This is a genomic window from Pseudoalteromonas sp. S1608, from assembly GCF_005887265.1.
GTDB classification, from domain to species: domain Bacteria; phylum Pseudomonadota; class Gammaproteobacteria; order Enterobacterales; family Alteromonadaceae; genus Pseudoalteromonas; species Pseudoalteromonas undina.
The window spans coordinates 1-24857 of record NZ_PNDK01000042.1 but is presented as its reverse complement, the minus strand read 5'-3'; the positions used below and the strand labels follow the sequence as shown (position 1 = coordinate 24857).

Here is a 24857-nt window from a genome sequence, read left to right as displayed (position 1 = left end):
TTCAGTGGGGCTTTTTAATGGCTTTTCTGTATTGTTTAGTTAAAAGTATCAATACGCCATATAAATCCTCCCTATATTTAGCTGTAATAATGCTGTGCTCATATGTATTAAGTGATTATTTATACATAGTAAAACATGTTTATCTCAATTGGATATTTTACGATTTTTTAACCATTGCTTTAATTATTCTTGCGATTAAAAAAGCTTTAGTCACTCCCTCTTTACCTGCATATCTCATCATTACAGGCTTAACCATAAATAGTGTATTAGTTGGTTTTATTTATTATGATTTATATATTCTTGGGAATACTCAAGAGTGGTGGTTTTGGAGTTTTTACTCTATTTCTATAAATTTAATTGACATATTAATGATAGCTTCTTTGGTAATAAACCTAGATCCCAAAAATATAAATCGATATACAAAGACCATAACACTAATAGATAAAAGCGGTGTTTCAAATGGATGACTTCTTGCTCAACCCATATGTATCGCTTTACCTAGGTGCATTTGTTCAATGGGGTTTTTTAATGGCTTTTTTATACTCATTAGTAACGAGTATAAATAAACCCAAAAAAGAGGCATTATGGCTGTCGCTAATTATGTCAGTTTCATATTCTTCAAGCTTGTTTATTGATATTCAAAATATTTCTTACATGCAACTCTTACTTTTCGACCTAATGACTATTTTGGTTATTTTGGTTGTAAGTAACTTCTTAAGTAAAAGCATTATATCTTCTTATCTATTATTAGGGCTAAGCATAAACTCACTGTTATTTTTTGGCATGCATCTGGATGTACTTGTTTTTAGTAACAGCTCACCATGGTGGTTCTGGTCATTTTATTCTTTGGGAATTAATCTGATGGATTTCATGATGATAGCTGTTTTCTTTATCAATAAAGACTTTTTAGGGCTAATGAAACTTAAAGGTCGTTTATTTAGATCTCGCGCTGAGTTTAAAAGCCTATAATGACGGATCTATTATGGCTACTTGTTAAAGTTGGCGAGAATTTAGGTAATTTTATATTGTGGCTATTTTTAATCGCTTTTCTATTTAACCTTTCTTCGAGCATTAATAAACAAGATAAAAGCTTACTGCATATTTCATTTATAATGATGATCTCGTATTTTCTAAGTGCATTTTTAAGCCTCGAAACTTCTACTTATAAAGATTATTTCATATTTGATCTCACAACTATTTTGATTCTTTTTTTGTGGCGAAAAATAACGTTGCAAAACACGCCTATTGCTTTTTATTACTTAATGCTAGGGTTATGGGTTAATACCTGTTTATTTTTGGGGATGCATTATGATGTTCAAGTTAAAGGAAACATTGATTATTGGTGGTTTTGGGCTGTATACGGGTTTGGCGTTATTTTCTTTGATTTTATAATGGCTTTGGCACTATTTATCAATAAAGATTTTTTAGCTTTAGTGAGGCTTAAGAACGTTCTGTTTCCAGCAAGAGCGAAGCTACCTAGCGCAATGTAATGATACGCTAGGTGTTGTGTTTAATGCTTGGTTTTCCCTAGCCTCGACTGCAGGGCTTTCATTACTATGGTGTCAACAAACTCACTCACATCCCCGTTATGGCGTGCAACTTCCTTTACTAGCGTTGATGATATAAAGGTATTACGCTCAGCAGGTGTTAAAAATACACTTTCTAAATCAGGGTTTAAACGGCGATTCATATTTGCGAGCTGAAACTCGTAATCAAAATCAGAAACCGCTCTTATACCTCTAATCAATACATTTGCGTTATGATCACGAGCCAGATCTGCGAGTAGCCCTGAAAAGCCAATGACTTTTACATTATCTAAATGGCTTAAAATTTCATTTGCTAAATCAACGCGTTCTTCTAAAGTAAAACACGGTTTTTTACTCGGGTTATGAGCAATAGCAACAATAACGGTATCGAACATTTTAGCCGCACGCTGAATTAAATCAGTGTGGCCGTTGGTAAGAGGGTCAAATGTGCCTGGGTAGATTGCGGTCACTTTCATAATATTTACTGTGTTATTATTTTTAGCCGTAGTGTAGCAGTGTTTAGTGTGCAAAGCAGCCTTGTAAGTAAATTGTGAAGAACTTCATGCCTTGATTGTTTTAACGCTGACTATTTGTTTATACTAGTGGATTGTTTTAATGCAGCATCGTATTTTCGAAAATTGAGTAATGAGTATATGAATACCAAGGATAAAATAATTCAAACCAGTATTTCATTGTTTAATGAACATGGTGAAAGAGCAATATCAACTAATCATATTGCATCGAGTTTAGGCATGAGTCCGGGTAATCTTTACTACCACTTTAAAAATAAAGAAGACATTATTCGCCATATATTTGCACTTTATCGTGACCATTTAAGTACTCACTTTAAGCCAGTTGATAAAGGCGACGATGCTTTTGAGCATCTTGGCCCTTATTTAGATTCGCTATTTGAATTAATGTGGCGCTATCATTTTTTTTACGACAACCTTGGCGATATTCTTGCTCGCGATAGCCATTTAAAACAGGGTTACATTGATTTTCAGCAGGAATTACTTGAGCAGGTACGTAACATCATTTTGGCCTTGCGGGATAGTGAAATTATTGCCATTGATGAACAAGATGCCATTGAACTTGCTCATACGCTAAAATTAACGGTTAGCTTTTGGACACCCTATATGAAAGCAAGAAGACTAAGTGGTGTACTGGTTGAGCAAGATATTTACCCTGGCATTGTAAAAGTACTGACTTTATTTAAGGCTTACAGTACAGAAAAAAGCGCAAATAAAATTAATCAGTTAAGAGACAAGTACGCACTTTTAGCAAATGCTGCCCCCCAGAATCCTTAAGCCTGTTGAGTTGGTCAGTTCCTAGGCGTTAAATTTTTTGCTATAATCCGCCGCGCCCAATGCCTGGGTGCGCGAATTCCCGCAGTCTAAGAGTTGAACTATGCTTAAATTTATCGTCAAACTTCACCCTGAAATAGCCATCAAAAGCCGTTCAGTCCGTAAACGCTTTACCAAAGTGTTAGAAAATAACATTAAAATTGTATTGCGTCGTGTTGACGAAAAAGTACAAGTACGTAATAACTGGGATAATATTTCAGTTGTTACAAAACTAGATGATGCTCAAACTCGCCTTGATTTTATTGATAGCTTGCAGCGCATTCCTGGCATCGTACAGTTTATTGAAGTGACCGAAACAGACTTTAAAACCCTTGATGACATCTATCAAAAAACCATTGCGTTAGTTGGCCACACTATTATTGGTAAAACCTTTTGTGTACGTGCTAAGCGCATAGGTCAACATGATTTTACTTCAACTGAATTAGAGCGCTACGTTGGTGGCGGGCTTAATCAACATGTTGAAGGAGCTCGAGTAAAGCTAAGCCGCCCTGAGGTAACGATTCGTTTAGAAATTAAAGACGAAAAAGCCTACATAGTGACGCAAACCCATTTAGGAATGGCGGGCTTTCCACTGCCAACACAAGACGATGTATTATCGCTTATGTCTGGTGGATTTGATTCTGGCGTTGCCAGTTATCAGATGATCCGTAAAGGCGCTCGTACACACTTTTTATTCTTTAACTTAGGCGGTGCTGCCCATGAAATTGGGGTTAAGCAAGCGAGCTACTATCTATGGAAACAATACAGCTCTACACATAAAGTTAAGTTTATTACTGTTGATTTTGAACCGGTTGTTGCTGAAATTTTAGAAAACGTTGAGAACAGCCAAATGGGTGTTGTGCTTAAACGTATGATGATGCGAGCGGGTAGTGCCGTTGCTGAAAAACTAAATATTCAAGCTTTGGTAACGGGTGAAAGTATAGGTCAGGTGTCTAGCCAAACCTTAGCTAATTTAAGCGTGATTGACCGTGTAACCGAGACGCTGATTTTACGCCCACTTATCCAACATGATAAGCAAGAGATCATTAATATAGCGCGCCAAATAGGTACTGCAGAAATGGCTGAGACGATGCCTGAATACTGTGGTGTGATCTCTAAAAAGCCGACGGTTAAAGCCAAAATTGAAGTCATTAAAGCAGAAGAAGAGAAGTTTGATTTTGACGTATTAGATACCGTTATTGATAACGCCCGTGTTATGGATGTGCGCGATATCGATGTTGAAGCTAAGCAAGAGCTTAAAGAAGCTGAGTCAGTTACAGAGTTACCAGAGGGAGCGGTTGTTGTTGATATTCGCTCACCTGAGGAAGAAGATGCTGCTCCGCTTGAAATTGATGGTATTGAAGTTATTCATTTACCGTTTTTCCGTTTAGCAACTAAGTTTGGTGATTTACCTAAAGGTAAAGACTATTACTTATATTGTCAAAAAGGGGTAATGAGCCAGTTACAAGCGCTTATTCTTCACGAAGAAGGCTTTACCACTGTAAAAGTCTATCGTCGTTAATGGCTAAATATTTTAAAAGCGCGGATTTATTCCGCGCTTTTTTTTGCCAAAATTTCAGCAAGTAAAGCGTCGTTATACGGGGTCGCAAAATTATGTCGCTTGCCTTGCTCACTAATATAACCACAAATTGCCATGATCTCAGTTTGCCTATTATGCAAAACGTCTTGATGCATAGATGAGTAATTCTCTGCCGTTAAACTCATTACCTTGTAGGCGCGCTCGAGGGCATCAATAAGCTTAATATTAAGTTTAAGCGCGGTCGCAATATGGCACGCCTCTGTTAATAAATTAATAATTGAGCTATTAAACTGTGGCGCACGCAACTGGCCATTTTTTATATTGTACAGAGCGGTTAATGGATTTATGGCAATATTAACTAGTAGCTTTTCAAACCTAAGTTGCTCAATATTGTTGCTGACAATTAATTGCGGAATAGTGTGTAATTGCGCACTAAACTGTTGAAGATTTTGCATAGCTAGTTGATTACAGCCCCCTAATACACTTTGCCCGTTTCCGGTATGCTGCACAATATTAGGGTTTGATTTGAACCCAGCCATGCTGGTGGTTAAAAAGTACAACGACTGCTGCTGTGTTAACTGTGCATTTAATTGTTCAACATTACCCATGCCATTATGACTCAGTACAATATGGGTATTATTACCAAGATAAGGCTTTACTTGGGCATAGGCTTGTTGCACTGCAAACGCTTTAACAGTGAATAAAACAATGTCAAATTCAGGAGCTTGAGCTAATTGCTGTTGTGAGATAAAAGTGGCGTTGATTTTTTCAGACGCAGCGTTACTGTGGCTGTAAAAGCGAGTATTGACAGTGCCTTTTTTGGTAAGAACATAAACTGTGTGATATTTAGCTAAAAAATGGCTAAATAACAAGCCTATAGCACCATCACCAACAACAAGTATGTTAGCCATAACGCTTCTTTTTACGTAGTGTTAATAGGGCTTTAGCTAAAAAATAGCTTGCCGCACCAATAAAGTCGGCAACAAAATCGGCCAGTGATGCTTGTCTGTAAGGGAGGCTATCTTGCATAATTTCTATTGCGGCACCATAGCCGGCTAACAGCAATATTTGTGCATATAAAGGCAGTTTAAAGGCTTTATCCATAATAATGGCAAGTAAAAAGAAAATACCAAAATGCGCCACTTTATCTACATGCGGAAATAAGTTTGCAGCCCCTTTTACCTCTTTAGCAAATAAGAAGGTAAATGCGACAATACTAATTAAAAAAATAGCTTGGTAAACACGCCTCGTCACAAAAAATCCTAAAATCGTATAAAAAAGAAGCCTCAGTATATCAAACTAAATTAGTATCGCACCTGAACAAGATGCAGAAAAATGTAAAGATTTATCATTTTAACGTTATAATTGCCGCATAAAATTAAGATTAGCTAGTTAGGAGAACATCATGCCTTCATTTGATATTGTATCTGAAGTAGAAATGAACGAAGCACAAAACGCGGTTGATAATGCCAATCGTGAATTAGAGACACGATTTGATTTTAGAGGGGTCGATGCCTCAATTGAATTAAACGATAAAACAATTAAATTAAAAGCTGAAGCAGATGCTCAGGTTATGCAGTTGTTTGATATTTTAGCTGGAAAAGTTTCAAAGCGTGGAATGGATGTTGCGAGCCTAGAACTTCAAGAGATTTCTCGCGCAGGCAAAAATGTTTTTCGTAACGTTGCACTAAAGCAGGGTATCGAAAAAGATATGGCTAAAAAAGTAGTAAAAGCCATTAAAGATTCTAAAGTAAAAGTGCAAGCGGCTATTCAAGGTGAAGAAGTACGCGTAACGGGTAAAAAGCGTGATGACTTACAAGCTGCTATGCAAGTTGTACGCACTGCCGATTTAGGTCAGCCATTTCAGTTTAAAAACTTCCGCGATTAATTTATTGTTTCGAGCTAGGCACTACAGGCGCTTAGTTCAAAGCAACATGTATTTAGCCAAACACGCTATATTGTTTGGCTTTTTTATTTTTAAATCTATGATAATTATCGAGCATCGAGCACCGAACCCCAAACCCGATTTGTAGATGTTTAGACGTCCGTTGACATTTTTTAGTAAACAGATAACAATAGCTGCCTATTTTCAAGGTGCTTGCTAAACACTTCAACGGTGTGATTTTTTTAGTAGGATAATCGGGAAGTTGGTGCGTTTTCATTGATGAAGTCAATCCCAACACTGCCCCCGCAACGGTAAAGTTATGCTGTATTAAATTATGGTAACTGAGTCCGGAGACCGGCCTTGACGTAATCTTACTTACTAACATCTTTGCGGTGGGCAGAGATAGGGAACATCATGATAAATAAAACTGCATTGGGTGTGGCTATTTCGGCTGCGCTGTCTTTTTCTGCATCTGCAGAGCAAACAATTGAAAGAATAACCGTTACTGCAAATAAATTTGAACAACCTATAAATGATGTATTAGCAAGTGTGGCAGTTGTCGACCGCGCTGATATTGAAAAAGCGAATTACCGAGACTTACCTGCAATATTAAATACCATTGCTGGTATTGATATTGTCCGTAACGGCGGATTAGGTCAAAAAGCAGATATATTTGTTCGCGGTGCTAGCGCTAAATATGCCTTAGTATTGGTTGATGGCGTAAGAGTGAGCGATGCAAGCTCAGGTAGTGTATCGCTAACTAATATTCCAGTTAATAGTATCGAGCGTGTTGAAGTTATTAAAGGTGCCAGAGCAGCTATTTATGGCTCTGATGCGTTAGCCGGAGTAATTAATATCATTACCCGTAAAGCCTCAAATAATACGCTTTCGGCTACTTTGGGCAGTCATAGTTACAGTAATTATCAGCTTGCTGGTGGGCTTGCAAAAGAGGCGCTTAGCTTTAATTATAATCTAGGCTATGAAGAGACAGATGGTTTTGATGTTACTGGCAAAGACCCTGTGGCTGAATACACCAAAGATCACGATGATGATGGCTACAAAAATAAAAACATTGGCTTTAATTTAGCGTATGAACTGGCTGAACTAGGTAAGTTGAGCTTACAGTCTCAGTACAGTGAAGGTGAAGCGCAGTATGATAACGCATGGGGTAACGATGCCTACGATTTTGAAAACTATACCGCTAAGCTAGGCTGGAAAAAAGCCTCAGAAATATATACCCAAAGTACTTCATTGAGTGTATCGCAAGAAGAAAATACTCAAACTGGCACCGATGTTCAGCAAGTGTATAGCACAGAGCGTGTTGAGTTTGAATACCGAGGGCTTTATAGCCTAACGAAAGAGCTTGATTTATCAGGTGGTTTTAATTACTTGTCTGAGGATTTATCAAACTCGTCAGCAACGTCATCAGAAGAAAAACGCGATAACAACGCATTGTTTATAGGCGCGTTTTATAGTCATGAACAATGGTTAGCAAATGCGGTTATCAGAACCGATGATTATGACTTTCACGGCCGTGCCAATACTTACAGTACTGGGCTTGGATATAAAGCGAATCAGTATGTAACGGTACGTTTAAATCATGGCACCGCATTTAGGGCGCCGTCTTTAATTAATGCGTTTGTAACTAACAGCCCATACTATCTACCAAATAATAATATTAAGCCAGAGGAAGCCTTAAACAATGAGTTTGGTGTTACCCTAGAAACTCAATGGGGACGTTATGATATTGCTATTTTCGATAACCGTATCAATAATTTAATTAGTAATAATTATGATGCAGACTCAGGTAAATATATTGCAACTAACATAGATAAAGTATCTATGCAGGGGATAGAATTATCGGCTGAGTTTTCAGCGTTAGGCTTTGAACACTCTGTTAATGTTAGTTTTTTAGATGCTACAGATGAAAAGACGAATACAGATTTACCACGCAGGCCTTCAGAGTCGTTTAATTATCAACTCGCTAAGTCATGGGGCGATTTTGATGCTAGTTTAGATATGCAGTATCGTTCATCGCGTCCATCAATTGCGTATTATGATTCTGAACTCGCTGACTATACGGTATTTAATTTAGCAGCCAATTACCAGTTGCTCGATAATTTGTCGTTAGCTGCTCGAATAGAAAATATTACTGATAAGGAATATTTTACTGCAGCAACAGGGTTTGCTGCCAGTGGTGAGCTATTAGGTTATAACAGCGCAGGAAGAACTTTCTTTGTGGGGGCAAATTATCAGTTTTAATTATCACTTTTAGTTGCCGAAAAACAAATAGCCCAGCAAATTGCTGGGCTATTTGGTTATAGCTTTAAAGCACTTTATTCACTTAAAAACTCGCTAAATTCGGTTTCAAACTTGTGCAACTTAGGCGCAATTAAAATACTACAGTAGCCTTGTTCTGGGTTTTCATTGTAATAGTCTTGATGAAAACTTTCAGCAGGGTAAAAAGTGGTTGCTGGGCTTACCTCTGTTACTATAGGCTCGCTAACATGAGTTTGCAGCTCTGCAATAACGGCCTGTGTTTGCAATTGTTGTTGCTGATCATGGTAATACACAACGCTGCGGTATTGAGTACCTATATCGTTACCTTGGCGATTTAACTGGGTGGCATCATGCAAGGTAAAAAACATTGCGAGTAAGGTTTCAAAGCTTATCACACTAGAATCAAATTCAACCTTAACCACTTCGGCATGCCCGCTATTGCCTGTGCAAATGGCTTTGTAGGTTGGGTTATCAGTATGTCCACCCGTGTAACCAGAACAAACACTGAGTACCCCTCTAACACGCCTAAATGCCGCATCAATACACCAAAAACAGCCGCCGCCTAGTGTTGCTACCTGTGTGGTCGAACTCATAAGTACTTCCTCAATTATATGGTTATATGCACCAAAATAGCGCCGTAACAGCTAATTACGACGCTCAGAGTGACTTAGATCTCTTTAAGTGGTTTTTCAGCTGCTTGTTTATCTAGCTTTTGCTGTAAAAACTCTGGTGATTGTGTATTTCGCGCTAGTGCGTAATAGGCAGCTGGCACCACAAACAGAGTCAGTATGGTGGCAACCGTTACGCCGGTAAATACCACCACACCAATTACCATTCTACTTTCTGAGCCAGGCCCTGAGGCGAGTACCAAAGGTACTGCACTCATAACTGTGGTTAGGGAGGTCATTATAATAGGACGTAAACGCTGGGTAGCGGCTTGTAAAATAGCTTCACTAAATTCCAACCCTTTATCACGTAACTGATTGGTAAATTCAACAATCAGAATACCGTTTTTAGCGCTTAACCCGATAAGCATCACAATACCAATTTGGCTGTATATATTAAGTGTTAAGCCCATACTCCACAGGCCAAACATAGCACCCATTAGCCCAAGTGGAACGGTGAGCATAATAACAAGCGGATGCATAAAGCTTTCAAACTGAGCAGCGAGCACTAAAAAGGTCACGGTCAATGCTAGCACAAACACATAGGTCATGGCTGAGGCACCTTCATAAAACAATTGTGACTCACCTTTGTAATCAATGGCGCCATCAATGTCATTTTCTTCTGCGGCAACATTGTTTAAAAAGTTTAGTGCTTGTTCTAGCGTATAGCCATCAGCTAAGTTGGCACTTAGAGTAATTGCACGCATACGGTTATAGCGATTTAAACGCGAGGCGGTGGCTTCTTCTTTCAAGCTTATAAGGCTGTCGAGTGGCACCAATTCATTGCTGCGAGATTTAAGGTAAATATTTGAAATATCAGTAGGGTTTGCAAAGTCTTCTTTAGTTCCCTTTAAAATTACATCGTACTCTTCACCGCGGTCAATAAAAGTGGTTACACGGCGTTGGCCAAGCATGGTTTCAAGTGTACGACCCACATCTGAGACTGATACGCCTAAATCAGCGGCTTTATTTTTATCAATACTGACTAAAAACTGTGGGAAGGTTTCTTTATAATCATGATCAATGCGCACTAACCCAGGGTTTTTCTCTGCACGTTTAATAATTCTATCGCGCCAATCAGCTAGCTGAGCATAATCATTACCTTGTAAAACAAACTCTATCGGTCGCGATGAACCACCACCGCCAATACCACGGCGCATAATTGCAAAAGCACGTACATCGGTGACCTCTTGCATTTTACCGCTTATTTCATCCATGACTTCCCAGGTTGAGCGTTTGCGTTTATCCCAATCCGCCATACCAACAATGGCTACACCACCACTGCCACCCCAACCTGGAACTCGCACTAAAACTCGGCTTAGTTCGCCAGATTCAGAGTAAGGCATTAAGCGTTCTTCTATCTTTGCCATATTAGCGGCATTATTCTCATAGCTAGCCCCTTCAGGGCCATTCATAAGTACAAAAAAGGTACCACGGTCTTCTTTAGGGGTAAGTTCAGACGGTATTTGTAAAAATAATGAATAACTAACAAACCCAGCTAAAACTAAGCTCAGCATTAAGCCCCATTTTCGGGTCATGTTTGACGCTAAAGCGTTACGGTATCCATTTTCTAATTTAGTAAAAAAGCGATCCATTGCTTGGCTAAATTTACTTTCTTTTTCAGAGGCCTTTAAAACCTTTGAACACAATGCCGGAGAGAGTGTTAATGCAGTAATACTGGAGAAGAACACGGCGGCACTTACTGCCATTGCAAATTCTGTAAATAGTGCGCCTATTCGTCCTTCCATAAACACCAATGGTACAAACACAGAGATCAGCACTAGGGTGGTGGCTATAATTGCAAAGCCTACCTCACGGGCGCCGCGATAAGCTGCCAATAAAGGCGGCTCCCCAAGTTCTATGCGGCGGTGAATATTCTCTAGCATTACGATGGCATCATCTACTACTAAACCTATTGCTAATACTAGTGCTAGTAGAGTTAATAAGTTAATTGAATAACCCATTGCTAATAAAAACATAAAACTACCGACTAGGGCGACCGGTACGGTGACCGCAGGAATAAGTGTGGCGCGAATATTACCTAAAAATATAAAGATAATAAGCACTACTAAGCCCATAGAAATTGCTAAAGTTTTATAAACCTCATTAATTGATTCTTTGATAAATACTGAAGAGTCGTAACTGTCTTCGATAGTGGTGCCTTCTGGTAGGTTACGCTTAATCTTTTCCAGTTCACTGCGGGCATTATCAACTACTGTAAGAGTATTTGCTTTGGCTTGTTTAACAATACCCATACCAATCATATTACGGCCATTTCCGCGAAATAAGCTTTCATCATCGGCGGCTTCTAATTTTACGTCAGCCACTTCGCCTAGACGTACTAAATAACCATCTTCGCCTCGCTTAATGACAAGGTTTTGAAAATCACGTTGGTTTTTATAGCTGCGTGCAGTGCGCACAGTAAAATCACGGTCTACCGATTCAATTTCACCCGCCGGAAGCTCTACATTTTCACTGCGTAGCGTTTGCTCTATATCACTAGAGGTAATGCCACGAGCTGCCATCGCTTGGCGGTTAAGCCATACTTTCATGGCATACTTTCGCTCTCCCCCAATACGCACATTTGATACACCATCAACAACGGCTAAACGGTCGACAATAAAACGCTGTGCATAATCAGAAAGTTGCAATGAATCCATGGTTTCACTGTTAAGTACAAACCACGCGATAGGGCTTTCGTCACTATTTGATTTTGATACTTCAGGAGGACGTACTTGCTCTGGTAGGCTGTCTAATGCCCGTGCAACACGTTCTCGTACATCGTTAGAGGCATCGTCTATATCGCGGTTAATATTAAACTCAATGGTAATGTTTGAGCGGCCATTACGACTCGATGAGTTAATACTTTTAATACCCTCAATCCCCGAAATACGGTTCTCGATAACTTGGGTTATTTTTGTTTCAATAATTTCAGCAGATGCACCGGTATATTCAGTACTAATATTTACAATCGGTGTTTCAATATCTGGATACTCACGCAAAGGCAGCATACTAAAAGCAACTAAGCCAAAAGTGAGTAACAGTAAGTTAATAACAATCGCAAAAACGGGGCGTTTGACGCTAGTATCGGTAATTTTCACGTGTTACCCCTTAACGCTTACTTTGCTACCAGAGCGGATTTTGATTATTCCCTCGGTAACAATCTGCTGGCCGTTCTTTAACCCCTTGTCTATTGCAACCCAGCCATTGTTTCTACTTGCAACATGTACCTCTATGCGATTAGCTATGCCATCTTCAATTTGAAAAACATAATGTTTATCTTGCAGAGGAATAATTGCTTTTTCAGGCACCATTAGCGCTTGATTGCTGCTTAGCTCTAGTGCAGTTTTAAGTAGCATACCAGGGCGAAGTAAACCCGATTTATTAGCAAAACTGGCTGTTACTTCTACACTGCGAGTGATTGAATCAATACGTGAGCTTATATGGGTTACTTTACCGGTGAATGTTTGATCAGGGTAAGCATCGTTTTGAGTGCGAACAGTCATTCCGTTTTTCAGTTGAGCTAAATACTTTTCAGGCACTTTAAAATCAACTTTTATGATACTGATATCATCTAAGGTTGTAATTATCGTGCTGTTACTAATATAAGCGCCTACCGATATTTCGCGTTTACCCAGTAACCCAGAAAAAGGCGCGGTAATAGCCATTTCATTGAGTTTAGTTTTGGCACTTTCAAGTTGAGCTTCGCTGGCATCAACACGGGCTAGCTGTTCTTCAAGTAACGACTTGGCAGTCGCTTGTGAGCGAGAAAGTTCGGTAAGCCTAGCTAATTGGCGTTTTTCTTCTTGTAAATTAATGCTAAGTTCTTTTACTGCAAATTGTTCTTGTTGGTTTTGCAGTTGCACTAATTTTTGTCCTTTGCTGACCAAGTCGCCGTCTTCAAAGTAAATGCTGGTGACATAATCGTTTTGTGCGCTTTTAATGTAAATAGCCTGATTAGCACGGGCACTGCCAATGGCTTCAATCATAATGGCATTTTCTTGCGACTCGACAGTGTGCGCAGAGACTTGTGTTGTCATTGCCGAGTAATCAGCTTGCTCGCCCTGTGATGCGGGCAAATATAAATAAACGCTAAAAATTATTAGTACCGAAATAATAAATGGAAATAGGGCTTTGCCGGATTGTTTAGAGTGCATTGTTTTCATACCTGAAAATAGATTATAAGTATTGTACGAAATCAGGACAAAAAAAGGCGGTTATGTATCTCATTAATTTGTGCGTTAGGCGTAAAAATAACTGATACTTAGTCATTGCGCATATTTAACAGTAATAATAGGAGTTAATTGATGAACTTCAAAACATCATGCAAACGCTGTTTAACACTGAGAAAGTTAGTATTGTGGGCTATTATTATGTTTATATTTTATATGGCGTTTTTTCAGTATGGCTAATATAAAAAAACACACACTCAAATACCGAGCGCAAGGCGCTAAAAATGGGATTGAAATACTGGTCGTAGGTAGCATTGGTTTAATCTTCATCATGCTATTTAATTTATTGCGTCCAGGTGAAATCAGTATTATTGAAATTTTTTTAGTAAGTTTATGTATTGCAGCAATTTTAATTGGATTTTTTAAAACACAAGAACCTTTTTATAGTATTATTTTAACTGAGCAGCAATTAACATATCAGCATAAGTACGGGCAATGGGATTTACACCAAGAAAATCTCCACCATTGCGGTATTCCTAAAGTTGATAACGGTATCGATCATCTTGAGCTTAACGCGATTGGTATTAAGTTAAATGATATAGATACATTTTTAGCTGCTTTAGCACCAAGAATTGCGGGTAAATTACTAATAGAACAGCGGCACTTATTTATGCAAGTTGTTCAAAAAAATTGCAAAAATGGGCATTGCCCATCAGAATGGTTAGTTGAAGATAATAAATTTAGGTCAAAAAAAGGAATTGACTATAATGGGCTTATAGCGATGTTTGCTAATAGGGCTAAGCATCTTCAGCTTTTAACAGGGTATGACTTACTGTTACCTGCCAGTGTAATAGAAAGTGATATTTGGGAATTTTGCGCAAATTTAAATAAATGGAAGCGTGATCCCTCTCAGTTTATCAAGTCGCAGTGTGAATAATAATATAAGTACTCACTGCGGGATTAGGAATAACTATGAGCCAAGACAGATCTTTTATTAAAAGTGGTCGAAACACCATAATTCATAAAGATAGAAAACTAGATTTAGTGATTGTTAATGGTGAGGAACATCCTCGAATTAAAGTAACAGCGAATGGTCTAGAACCATTTAAAGAAGAGCTGCCAAAAAACCGCCGTGATGCAAAAGAGCGCTACTTAGATATGGTTTATATCGCAAGTCCAGATGTATTTAGCGAGGAAAAACAGTTGTTGTTTATTCAATCCTTAGATGGCCGCGAATATAAAGTAGATTACAGTAAAGTTGGCACTAAATTATTTGTTCGTATTCATCAAGATAGCTATTTATAACTCATAATGGCACTTTTTTTGCTTCACAGTCTTATTAGATAATTATAAGACACAAAGGTGCTTAGTATGAAAGCAATTTCGTTAATACCACTTATGGCATGCTTGCTTTTGGCTGCATGTGGAGGGGGAGGCGGTGCTGATAACAGTGATATTAAAACGTCAGTATTTGCAGGTAACGATCTCCAAGTTGTAGAAAAATCAGAGTTTACTATTTCTGCAAAAGGCTCTCCTGCAGATGGTACTTTTACTTGGCAGCGTGTAAGCGGTCCCCTTATAGATGTGTTTCCGCTTGAAGGGGCTGAACAAACCATCACTGCACCGGATGTAAAATCTGATAGTGAATTGGTCTTAAGAGTAAGCTATCAAACGCCAGATGGTAGTTTAGTGAATGACGACTTGAGTGTTTTCATTGCCTCTAATAATCAGCTTCCTCTTGCTGTTGTTACTCAAGTTGCTCCTGCAAACTTACCCTCAGTTTATAAAGATACTGTAACCCTTAGTGGTTTAACCTCCGCAGACCCCGATGAAAATGGCGAAATTAGTAGTTACTTGTGGCAATTATTATCTGGGCCTGATTTAACAATTGATAGCTATACCAATCCAACGCTTAGTTTTCCTCATCCATTATTAGAAAATAACACCAACTTAAAATGGCAACTCACCGTAACTGATGATGAGGGCGGAGTATCTGCATCACAATTTGATATGACCCTTAATAAAACAGCCCAAGTGATTATTGCCGATGCGGGTGCAGACCAAACAGTAGAAGAGTTTGATAAGGTTATTTTAGATGCGACGGCAAGCGAAGCGGCAACTCAGACTTACCAATGTAAGTGGCAACAACTTACCGGAAATACCGAAGATCTTCTTGAATCACAGTCATGTACTGCCAGCTTTTTTGCCTCTGATATTGATTTAAATGCAACCCTTAGCTTTGAAGTACAAGTTATGGACTTAAAAGGGCGCACCGACACAGATACCGTATTTATTGATGTAACACCTAAAGCGCTTGGGTTAATAAACGATACCGGAGTAGGTGAGTGTTATAATAATACTCAACGTATTAATTGTAATAATGATGAGTTTCCAGCTCAAGATGCTGATCTTGGGCGTGATAGTTTTGCCAATCGTTTAGGTAAAGTGGGTAAAGGGAATTTGGCTTTTGATTACACAAAACTTAATGAGTTTGCCGATGAGCTTCTTGATGATGCGCAAAACTTTAGCTGTATTCGCGATAATACTACCGGCCTAGTCTGGGAAGTGAAAAGTCCTTATTCCGGTGTGTTACCAAATACCTCACTGCGTGATGGACAAAACCGCTATATTTGGCAAGGATCTGTCAATAGTGGCGATGTAACGGGTAGTGCTAATACTACGTGCCCGAGCGATACTGACTGTGGATTACAAATCTATATTGATGAGGTTAACGCGCTTGATTTTTGTGGCGGCAGTAATTGGCGTTTACCTACTTATACTGAGCTGTTAGGTTTAATCGACTACGGTAAACAAGGGCAAAATGTATTGATAGATACTGCATTTTTTCCTAATACACCATCGACTAATAGTGTCGGGCATTTACGCTACTGGACCTCACAGACCGCGGTTGATGGTGCCAGTTTATCTCAGGCTTACACTATCGATATGATGGATGGCAACGATTTAGCCTATCCAAAAGATAATACCGCTTACGTGCGCTTAGTTAGAAATCGTTAAGGTGATTATTATGAAATTAATTAAAGTCTCTATGTTATTAGCCTTGGGGTTGAGCCAGTCACTTGCAGCGCAGCAGTGTTATGAAGAGGTAGCGACTAGCGATGATACCGACCGATTTGTGATTAATATTGATGGCACTGTGTCAGATACTAAAACAGGGCTAATGTGGCAGCGCTGTAATTATGGTCAAGTTTATAATAGCGAAACAACTAGCTGCGATGGTGATACTCAACCATTAAATTGGCAAGCTTCACTCAAAGGGGCATTTAACGACACTTCGGCAGGTTATAACGACTGGCAAGTACCAAGTATTAAAGAGTTAGCCAGTATAGTTGATCACCGCTGTACCGATCCAAGTATTAATGCGGGTATTTTTTTAGCAACGCAGTCGCAAAATTATTGGTCTAATACCTCGGGTATTAGCAATATAAATTCGGCATGGGTTTATCAATTTTCCAGTGGTTTAAATAGCTTACATGCTAAAACAAGTAACGTATATTTACGCCTAGTACGCTATGAGAAGTAGTTAATTAATGTATTAGCGAATCTAAAAATGCGCTTTTATTTACGGTTAGCCTTTTTATTTACACTATTTTAATAATAAAGCCTGGTTGTAGTTGTCACCCAGGCTATTTTTTTGCCATTATAGGCCGTGAATTAACGACCAAGGACTATAAAGGTGTATTTAAGCTATTTTGGTTTACAAGAAAAGCCATTCTCAATTTCGCCTAATCCCCACTACTTATTTTTAAGTGAACGCCACAAAGAAGCATTAGCACACCTTACCTATGGGTTAGGTGAAGACGGCGGCTTTGTGCTGTTAACAGGTGAAGTGGGTACGGGTAAAACCACAATAACACGTAGTATGTTAGAGCGACTGCCTGAAAATACCCAAGTAGCCATGATCCATAATCCTGCGTTATCAGAGCTTGAACTGTTAGCCAGTATTTGCGATGAATTACAAATAACGTACGACGCCAAAAATGCAACGCTGAAAAGTCTAACGGATGTCATTAAAAAGCATCTTGAGTTTAATAATAAAGCGGGGGGGCATACTATTTTGATTATTGATGAAGCACAGTTACTTGCCCCTGATGTGCTAGAACAACTTCGCTTATTAACCAATATTGAAACGGATCATAAAAAGTTATTACAAATAGTATTAGTAGGGCAGCCTGAGTTACAGGTACTTCTAAAGCGAAATGAGTTAAGGCAACTGGCACAGCGTATTACTGCCAGATATCACTTGTTAGCACTAACACCAGGGCAAACCATTGCTTATATTCAACATCGGCTGCATATTGCAGGTTGTGACAAGAAAATATTTTCAATGGAAGCAATGCAAATGGTGCATCAGCTCACAGGCGGTGTGCCACGATTAATGAATCTGGTGTGTGAACGCGCATTAGTAGGGGCATTTTCGAAACAACAAGAAATTGTTGGCAGTGATATTGTTAAGCAAGCGGCGAGTGAATCTTTACCTATCGACTTTATTGTTACAAATAATAAAGTGAGTAAAACAGGTTCGATTTGGCCTTATAGCGCTGCTGCGTTAATGCTTTTTGGTGCAGGAATTGGCCTGTCTTTTATTTTTTAGTTAGGTGATTCATGTCTTATTTATTAGATGCGTTAAAGCAGTCAAAGCACGATACTATGAGCGCTGAGCAATATGACTTGCAAGCGCAACAATTAAAACAACAACGCCAGTTGATGACCTATCGTCGAATTAGTTTTTTACTCGCAGGAAGTTTATTGGCAACGGGTATATTGGCCAGTGGCTTCTTTGTCGGCAAGTGGGCGCAACAAGAAAATGTAACCGTTAAAAATGAGCCTGTTCAAAATGACCTTAGTCAAAAAGAGTCAGGGGTTGTAGAAAAACCAACAAGCGCAGAAGAGGTACAAAGAACGGTTGCTCAAACAGTAACAACCCCTCAAGTGCCCATTGTAACAGCTGCGCCTAACAATTCTGTGCCGCTGGCAGGGCAGTTGGTTTATGTACAAACCCCAACGGGTGTGCAGCAAATGTTGCTGACGCCACAAGGACAATATTTACCTATGAGCGTTAATCAAGCGTCTCAAGGGCAAACGCAAAATTTCTCGACGCAGAATAACGCTTCATCTAGTTTTCAATCACCGATCAGCCAACCGCAAAGTGTACCAACTCAACCGGCGAAAAGAACAATCACTGCAGATGAGTTGAGTAAATACAAGGTGTTAGGTAAACCACTTAACCAAAATGTGCCTGCGCAGCCAGAGTCAAATGATGAACTCGATACGGTTCCCGACACGCTGAAAAATGCGTTTGCGCAAGCCGTTAATAGCACAGAAACAACAGCCGACTATGAAGTAACTCAAGGCTCTCGCCTTTCATCACGAGTACAGCCTGTTGAGCTACTTCCTGATGGCTTACAAAGTATGTTACCAAGCATTAAATATCAGGCGCACATTTATTCTTCAGCGGCGGATAAACGCTGGATAAAGCTCAATGGCAGAGAGCTATATGAAGGGGAGTCTATTGGTGCGTTGAAGGTGTTAGAAATAGCGCCAGATCAGAGCGTACTTGATTTTGACGGTTATGAATTTAGCTTAAAAGCCCTGCAAGATTGGCCACAATAGTGGCCAACTAACTAAAGATAGAGTGCTTATAAAAGCCTTCTAAATCTATATTATACTCTTTGGGTTTTATTGCTGACTCAAGCGTGTCCTGCGTTCTTTTATTTGATAAGTCAACGTCTTGAACTTCAGTGTAACGCCCATGCTTTGCATTAAAAAACGTTTTTACTACTGGCTTTAATGGTGTTGCAGGGTTGCTTTGAGTAACGAGTCCCACCTTTTGACTAGAAAGTTTTACCAGTGTGCCCACAGGGTGAATACCAATGCACTGAATAAACTTATTAAGTAGCACTCCATCAAAGCTATCTGGGCAGCCTTGCTTTAAAATTTTAAATGCTCTAATTGGCTCCATGCCTGCTTTATAAACCCGTTCAGCGGTTAATGCATCATAAACATCAACAATAGACGCCATGCGAACGTACTGGCTTATTTCATCGCCTTTTTTACCAAAGGGGTAGCCTTTGCCATCTAAGCGCTCGTGATGCATACCAGCAATATCTACGGCAATCCCCGTTAATCCTGCGTCTTCTAGTATTTCTTTGCTAAAGAGCGCATGATTTTGCATCACTTTGAATTCTTCGTCACTGTAGCGGCCTGGTTTGTTGAGAATAGCATCAGGGATTTTTATTTTTCCCATATCATGCAAAAGGGCGCCGGTGGCAAGTTCTTCAATGATCGATTTTTCAATACCGAGATGTTTAGCAAAAATACTCATCAAAATAGACACATTTATCGAGTGCTCTAACAGGTAGGCATCTTTTTGGCGCATTTGCGTGATGCACGCCAGCGCATCTTGATTTCTAAATACGGAGTCAATAAACCCACTAGCCAGTTCTTTAAAAGGCGCAACATCAACAGTACGCCCATTCTCTATATCGCCAAACGCTTTGGTTTGCAGGTTTTTTGCTTCATCGTAAAGCTTTTTAGCTTTACTCATTTCTTGCTCAGCACTGTGGGTAATTAACCAAGGATCGCGTTTTTTGACTTCGTGCTGAGTAGGTAAGGTTGTTTGTGTTTCAGGTTCTTCAGAGGCGAGCATTTTATCAGGGTCGATTTCAACCTCTAAAATTCCTGATTTTATTAATTTATCAATTCCACTTTGAGTTTTAACCCAGCCTTGGTTTTTTATTCTAATGCTACCAGTTTGTTTAACAACTTTTTGTACAAACATACCAGGCTTAAGCTGTGAAGTTGGAATGGTTTTCAAAGTGAACTCTTATTAACAAGTATGATTAGAGAAAGTAACAAATAAATTCACATTTAGAAATAAAAAAGGCATCAATTTGATGCCTTTTTAATTAAATAATGATTATTTTCTATTCATCATCTTCAACAAGGGTCATCAAGGAGGTGTTACCGCCTGATGCCGTCGTGTCTATACTGATTGTTTTTTCAGTAATTAAGCGCTTAATTAGCGTGTCGTAATACTCAGAGCTGATCACTGGCAGTATAGCGCCTTTACGTTGTGCAAGCTGTTGGCTGAAGTAGCCTAAGCGAGAAGAACGTGCAGCAACTACCGCTCCGGCTAGGTGAGGGTGCGCTAATATCGCTTGTAACTGATTTGGTTTAGCTACTTGGAAAACACCTTCTGCAACGCCGGTTGCAATAAACTTATCTCTAAAAGCAACCGCTTCATCATAAAATATTTCAGATGCTACTGTTATTACCGTGTTACCAGCAGCAAGCGCGGTAATAATCGATAGTGCCCAAAAGTTAAATGAGGTGCTCTTATCTGCGTAACATACTACACAGCCGCGTGCTTCAAGGTGAAGTGTATTCGATTCACCCGTTGGCCCTGGCAATGTAGTATATTTACGCATGTGCTTTTCTAAGCGGTTTAACTGAGCACGTGCATCGGCAAGTGTTAACGCTAAATCGTCTGCAAGGTCATCAATAATTTCAACGGTTGCTACTTTCGCTAATAACTGACGCACCGCAGAAACACGGTCATTCAGTGGTGTTGCACGCCAAATTTTTTCATCGCGCATAGAGTTAACCATTAGCTTTTCTACTTGCTCATTTGCGCCACTGTAGTGGTGTAAATCAAGCTCGTCTGGCGTTAGGTTAGTCATTTGTACGTTATCTGGTGATGCTTTTTCTTTGATTAAGCGTTGTAGGTAGTTTGGTCCACCGGCTTTAGGGCCAGTACCTGATAGTCCACGGCCGCCAAAGGGTTGCACGCCAACAATCGCACCAATCATATTACGGTTTACGTAAACATTACCTGCGCGCGACATTTTAGCTAAGTGTTCACAGCGCTCTTCAATACGAGAATGAATACCCATTGTTAAGCCGTAACCGGTGTTGTTAATTTGGTCGACAACACTATCAAGCTCACTTGCTTTAAAGCGGATCACGTGTACACACGGGCCAAATACTTCACGCTTTAATACCGATAAGTCTTTGATTTCGTATAAACGTGGGGCAAAGAAAAACGCACCGTTTTCGCTGTTATCAGGAATTTTACACTCATAGTGAAGTGTTGCATTACCCTTTAGGTATTCAACATGGTCGTTGAGTGTTTTCAGCGCTTTTTCATCAATTACAGGGCCTACGTCTGTAGAGAGTAATGATGGGTCGCCAATGTGTAATTCAGCAAGCGCGCCCTTGAGCATGTCGATAATGCCATCAGCAACATCTTCTTGAATAAAGAGTACGCGTAATGCAGAACAACGTTGACCTGCACTTTGGAAACCAGAACTGATTACATCATCAACAACTTGCTCAGGCAGCGCTGTTGAGTCAACAATCATACAGTTTTGGCCGCCAGTTTCTGCAATTAAAGGCACCTGAATATCGTTACGTGCCGCTAATGTTTGCGAAATAAGCGTGCCCGTTTCAGTTGAACCTGTAAACATAACTGCTTGAATGCGCTCATCTGGCACAATAGTTTTACCTACTTCGCTACCGCGAGCAACCACAGGCTGTACAACGTGCTCAGGTAAACCAACAGAAAGCATTAATTCAATAGCGCGTAGAGCAATTAAGCTCGTCTGTTCTGCAGGTTTTGCAATTACTGTGTTACCCGTAACGATAGCAGCTGCAACTTGACCTAAGAAAATAGCGAGTGGGAAGTTCCATGGGCTAATACATAAAATCACACCACGAGCTTCAAAGCGCTCATCTTGAGCAAGCTCTTCAGCACGGGCTGCGTAGTAACGACAAAAATCAACCGCTTCGCGTACTTCATCAATACCATCTTGTGCCACTTTACCTGCTTCTTTAATACAGATAGCAACAAGCTCATCATGATGACGCTCTAAAATATCAGCAACGCGACGCAATAGATTAGCACGCTCTTTTACTGGTGTTTGTGACCATGATTCAAAAGCGGTTTCAGCATTGGCTAGCAACACTTTCATTTCATCGCTATTTTGTAATTTTACGTGGCCAATAATTTCTTTATGGTTTGCTGGATTTTTAACTGCCAGCGCGCCTTCTGGTACTTGGCTTTCTTCAATTAAGTGCTCTTCAAACCAAGTGTCTAAATTTTCTTTAAACGGGGTGATCACGTTAATATCAGTTAAATCCATACCTTTTGAGTTGGCACGTTCTTCACCGTATAAATCAATTGGCATTTTTATTTGCGTGTTGTATTTATTACGTAAACCTTGCAGCGTTTCAACAGGATCTGGTAATAATGCTTCAACCGGTTGAGTGGTATCTACAATGGCATTTACAAAAGATGAGTTAGCACCATTTTCTAGTAAACGACGAACAAGGTAAGCAAGTAAGTCTTCGTGCTGGCCTACTGGTGCGTATACACGACACTGGATTTTTTCTGCATTAACGATTTGATCAAATAAAGATTCGCCCATACCGTGTAGACGTTGGAATTCAAAACCTTGGTTATCACCTTTAGCTACTTCTAAAATAGTTGCAGCAGTGTAGGCGTTGTGTGTTGCAAATTGCGGGTAAAGTACATCTCGTGCTTCAAGCATTTTAATCGCACATGCTTTGTATGACACATCAGTGGTTGCTTTACGGGTAAATACCGGGAAGAAGTCTAAACCATCTTGTTGTGTGGTTTTGATTTCGGTATCCCAGTATGCGCCTTTTACTAAACGCACCATCATTTTACGACCCACACGGGTTGCTAGGTCTGTTAGCCATTCAATAACAAAAATAGCGCGCTTTTGATACGCCTGAACCGCTAAGCCAAAACCTTGCCAATCGCCAAGGTCTTCATCGCTAAATACCGCTTCAATAACATCAAGAGAAATATCTAAACGGTCAGCTTCTTCAGCATCAACAGTAAACCCGATGTCGTATTTTTTAGCGGCAAGTGCAAGTTCTTTTAGTTTTGGAACGATTTCTTCCATCACGCGTTCTTTATGAGTAAATTCATAACGCGGATGAATAGCTGATAACTTTACAGAAATGCCCGGGCTTTTTATTGGACCACGGCCATTTGCTGCTTTACCAATAGAATGAATTGCATTCATGTAGCTGTCGAAGTAGCGCTTAGCATCTTTCATTGTGCGAGCGCCTTCGCCTAGCATATCGTAAGAATATACATAGCCTTTTTTCTCTGTATCGGCTGCACGTTCAATGGCCTCGTCAATAGTGCGGCCCATTACGAACTGTTTACCCATAATTTTCATGGCAAAGTTCACAGACTTACGAATAACAGGCTCACCTAAACGACCAATGGTTTTTTTGAGCATACCAAATTGTTGCTCTTTCGTTTTGTCGTTATAGTTAACCATTTTACCGGTTACTAATAATCCCCAAGACGAAGCATTAACGAATAAAGAATCACTACTGCCTAAGTGAGAGCTCCAATCGCCATTTGCTAATTTATCACGTATTAATGTTTCTTGAGTTGCTTTATCAGGAACGCGAAGCAATGCTTCGGCTAAACACATTAATACCACACCCTCTTCACTCGATAGTGAAAATTCATTTAATAGCGCATCAACACCGCTTTGACCATCTTGGTCTTTACGAATGTTTAATACTATTTGGCGAGCTCTTTCCCATGCACGGCTTCGTGCTTTAACACCGACTTCTGCAAGTGGTAAAATGTGATCAATAACCGCATTTTCATCAATACGGTAAAAGTCACGGATCTTTTGTCTGATCGGACAAGTCGTTGTTAAATCGCCATTGAATAACATAAGCAACCCTCAGGAGTGTTAAGACTTAGGATAATTGTTAATTACCGCTAAATGTTGTTGGTGTAAAGCGTGCATTCTAATTAAAATCCAGCAGAATATGCTGGTTAATTTCGCCGTTTTACGATAATTTACAGGGCATATTATTAACTTATCCATATAAAATACTGATATGACTAATCCGAATAGATTACGCCTGCTTGATCGTATCGATATATCAATTTTAGACGTTTTGCAGCGCAATGGTAGAATTTCAAATGTTAACCTCGCAAAGCAGGTGAATTTAAGCCCCAGTCCCTGTTTAGATAGGGTTAAACGTTTAGAGCAAGAGGGCTATATTGAGGGGTATTTCGCTAAATTAAGTGAGGAAAAACTTAATCAAAGCCTAGTGGCCCATGTGCAGGTATCATTAGTTACTTCAAATACAGCCGTATTTAAAGTATTTCGTGAACACATTCTTAAAATTAAGCAGGTTGTTGAGTGTGATATGGTAGCGGGTGGTTATGACTATTTATTAAAAATTCGCGTTTCCAACATGGATGAATACAGAGAAGTATTAGGTGATTTGGTTGATATTCCGGGAGTGGGCACACACCACACTTACATGGTAATAGAAAAAATCAAACAAGACCCTGGGCTTCGTTTAGATATATAACGTAGATATTCTTTTAAGAAAAAATACAGCAGGCATAAAAAAA

Annotated in this window: 22 protein-coding genes and 1 riboswitch; of the genes, 14 read left to right on the top strand and 8 right to left on the bottom strand. The window is 39.5% G+C overall.

What is annotated here, in order from left to right; translation table 11 throughout:
• Nucleotides 1-17: 17 nt before the first annotated feature.
• From CWB75_RS15595 to CWB75_RS15585, 3 genes are read left to right on the top strand one after another with little or no spacing between them, the layout of a single operon-like run.
• A complete protein-coding gene (locus CWB75_RS15595) occupies nt 18-467 on the top strand; it encodes a hypothetical protein (protein ID WP_249362338.1) in 450 nt (149 codons plus the stop codon).
• The gene (locus CWB75_RS15590; RefSeq protein ID WP_055013189.1) at nt 460-969 is read left to right on the top strand and encodes a hypothetical protein; all 510 of its coding nucleotides are present in this window, start codon (nt 460-462) and stop codon (nt 967-969) included. The genes CWB75_RS15595 and CWB75_RS15590 overlap by 8 nt, the downstream gene beginning before the upstream one ends.
• 56 nt (nt 970-1025) lie before the next feature.
• Nucleotides 1026-1490, top strand: a complete 465-nt coding sequence (locus CWB75_RS15585) for a hypothetical protein (RefSeq protein ID WP_349304072.1) — start codon at nt 1026-1028, stop codon at nt 1488-1490.
• 20 nt (nt 1491-1510) lie between these two features.
• On the opposite strand, the gene coaD is transcribed toward CWB75_RS15585, so the two are convergent.
• Nucleotides 1511-2002, bottom strand: a complete 492-nt coding sequence (coaD, locus tag CWB75_RS15580) for a pantetheine-phosphate adenylyltransferase (protein WP_024601870.1) — start codon at nt 2000-2002, stop codon at nt 1511-1513.
• A gap of 177 nt (nt 2003-2179) precedes the next feature.
• Between coaD and CWB75_RS15575 the strand changes: the two genes are divergently transcribed.
• Together CWB75_RS15575 and thiI are read left to right on the top strand one after the other, a co-directional pair.
• Nucleotides 2180-2833: a TetR/AcrR family transcriptional regulator gene (locus tag CWB75_RS15575; protein ID WP_010391043.1), complete on the top strand. Its 654-nt coding sequence runs from the start codon at nt 2180-2182 to the stop codon at nt 2831-2833.
• A gap of 100 nt (nt 2834-2933) precedes the next feature.
• Complete coding sequence (thiI, locus tag CWB75_RS15570; protein ID WP_075170684.1) at nt 2934-4391, top strand: tRNA uracil 4-sulfurtransferase ThiI; 1458 nt, start codon at nt 2934-2936, stop codon at nt 4389-4391.
• A gap of 26 nt (nt 4392-4417) precedes the next feature.
• Here thiI and CWB75_RS15565 read toward each other — a convergent pair whose 3' ends face one another.
• Together CWB75_RS15565 and CWB75_RS15560 are read right to left on the bottom strand one after the other, a co-directional pair.
• The gene (locus CWB75_RS15565) at nt 4418-5320 is read right to left on the bottom strand and encodes a ketopantoate reductase family protein (protein WP_138571140.1); all 903 of its coding nucleotides are present in this window, start codon (nt 5318-5320) and stop codon (nt 4418-4420) included.
• Nucleotides 5313-5663 carry a VanZ family protein gene (locus CWB75_RS15560; RefSeq protein WP_008113182.1) on the bottom strand — a complete coding sequence of 117 codons (351 nt, stop codon included), beginning with the start codon at nt 5661-5663 and terminating at the stop codon, nt 5313-5315. Before CWB75_RS15560 ends, CWB75_RS15565 begins: the two co-directional genes overlap by 8 nt.
• Nucleotides 5664-5814: 151 nt before the next feature.
• Between CWB75_RS15560 and CWB75_RS15555 the strand changes: the two genes are divergently transcribed.
• Together CWB75_RS15555 and CWB75_RS15550 are read left to right on the top strand one after the other, a co-directional pair.
• Nucleotides 5815-6297 carry a YajQ family cyclic di-GMP-binding protein gene (locus CWB75_RS15555; protein ID WP_008113183.1) on the top strand — a complete coding sequence of 161 codons (483 nt, stop codon included), beginning with the start codon at nt 5815-5817 and terminating at the stop codon, nt 6295-6297.
• 208 nt (nt 6298-6505) lie between these two features.
• Nucleotides 6506-6671: riboswitch (cobalamin riboswitch) on the top strand.
• A 37-nt stretch (nt 6672-6708) separates the two neighbouring features.
• Complete coding sequence (locus CWB75_RS15550) at nt 6709-8556, top strand: TonB-dependent receptor domain-containing protein (RefSeq protein ID WP_138571139.1); 1848 nt, start codon at nt 6709-6711, stop codon at nt 8554-8556.
• Between the two features lie 74 nt (nt 8557-8630).
• Here the strand turns inward: CWB75_RS15550 and msrA are convergent, their stop codons facing one another.
• From msrA to CWB75_RS15535, 3 genes are all read right to left on the bottom strand, one after another.
• Nucleotides 8631-9167, bottom strand: a complete 537-nt coding sequence (msrA, locus tag CWB75_RS15545; RefSeq protein ID WP_010391049.1) for a peptide-methionine (S)-S-oxide reductase MsrA — start codon at nt 9165-9167, stop codon at nt 8631-8633.
• Nucleotides 9168-9241: 74 nt separating this feature from the next.
• Nucleotides 9242-12340 (bottom strand): efflux RND transporter permease subunit, encoded by a 3099-nt coding sequence (locus CWB75_RS15540; RefSeq protein WP_010391050.1) that lies wholly within the window; start codon nt 12338-12340, stop codon nt 9242-9244.
• Between the two features lie 3 nt (nt 12341-12343).
• Nucleotides 12344-13396, bottom strand: a complete 1053-nt coding sequence (locus tag CWB75_RS15535) for an efflux RND transporter periplasmic adaptor subunit (protein ID WP_138571138.1) — start codon at nt 13394-13396, stop codon at nt 12344-12346.
• A 247-nt stretch (nt 13397-13643) separates the two neighbouring features.
• On the opposite strand from CWB75_RS15535, the gene CWB75_RS15530 reads away from it, so the two are divergent.
• The 6 genes from CWB75_RS15530 to CWB75_RS15505 all read left to right on the top strand — a co-directional run bounded on the left by CWB75_RS15530 (nt 13644) and on the right by CWB75_RS15505 (nt 19045).
• A complete protein-coding gene (locus tag CWB75_RS15530) occupies nt 13644-14348 on the top strand; it encodes a DUF2982 domain-containing protein (protein WP_010391053.1) in 705 nt (234 codons plus the stop codon).
• A 35-nt stretch (nt 14349-14383) separates the two neighbouring features.
• On the top strand, nt 14384-14716 hold the full coding sequence (locus CWB75_RS15525; protein ID WP_010391054.1) for a hypothetical protein: 333 nt from the start codon (nt 14384-14386) through the stop codon (nt 14714-14716).
• A 66-nt stretch (nt 14717-14782) separates the two neighbouring features.
• Nucleotides 14783-16429: an Lcl C-terminal domain-containing protein gene (locus CWB75_RS15520; RefSeq protein ID WP_138571137.1), complete on the top strand. Its 1647-nt coding sequence runs from the start codon at nt 14783-14785 to the stop codon at nt 16427-16429.
• Between the two features lie 10 nt (nt 16430-16439).
• Nucleotides 16440-16955 carry an Lcl C-terminal domain-containing protein gene (locus CWB75_RS15515; protein WP_109875624.1) on the top strand — a complete coding sequence of 172 codons (516 nt, stop codon included), beginning with the start codon at nt 16440-16442 and terminating at the stop codon, nt 16953-16955.
• Nucleotides 16956-17108: 153 nt separating this feature from the next.
• A complete protein-coding gene (locus tag CWB75_RS15510; RefSeq protein ID WP_058154289.1) occupies nt 17109-18026 on the top strand; it encodes an ExeA family protein in 918 nt (305 codons plus the stop codon).
• Between the two features lie 11 nt (nt 18027-18037).
• Nucleotides 18038-19045, top strand: a complete 1008-nt coding sequence (locus CWB75_RS15505) for a general secretion pathway protein GspB (protein ID WP_138571136.1) — start codon at nt 18038-18040, stop codon at nt 19043-19045.
• A 7-nt stretch (nt 19046-19052) separates the two neighbouring features.
• On the opposite strand, the gene CWB75_RS15500 is transcribed toward CWB75_RS15505, so the two are convergent.
• Nucleotides 19053-20249: a cyclic di-GMP phosphodiesterase gene (locus CWB75_RS15500; RefSeq protein ID WP_138571135.1), complete on the bottom strand. Its 1197-nt coding sequence runs from the start codon at nt 20247-20249 to the stop codon at nt 19053-19055.
• 109 nt (nt 20250-20358) lie between these two features.
• Entirely contained in the window at nt 20359-24162 is a 3804-nt protein-coding gene (gene putA, locus CWB75_RS15495) for a bifunctional proline dehydrogenase/L-glutamate gamma-semialdehyde dehydrogenase PutA (protein WP_010391062.1), read from the bottom strand.
• A 169-nt stretch (nt 24163-24331) separates the two neighbouring features.
• On the opposite strand from putA, the gene CWB75_RS15490 reads away from it, so the two are divergent.
• On the top strand, nt 24332-24814 hold the full coding sequence (locus CWB75_RS15490) for a winged helix-turn-helix transcriptional regulator (RefSeq protein ID WP_010391063.1): 483 nt from the start codon (nt 24332-24334) through the stop codon (nt 24812-24814).
• The last annotated feature ends 43 nt before the right edge of the window (nt 24815-24857 follow it).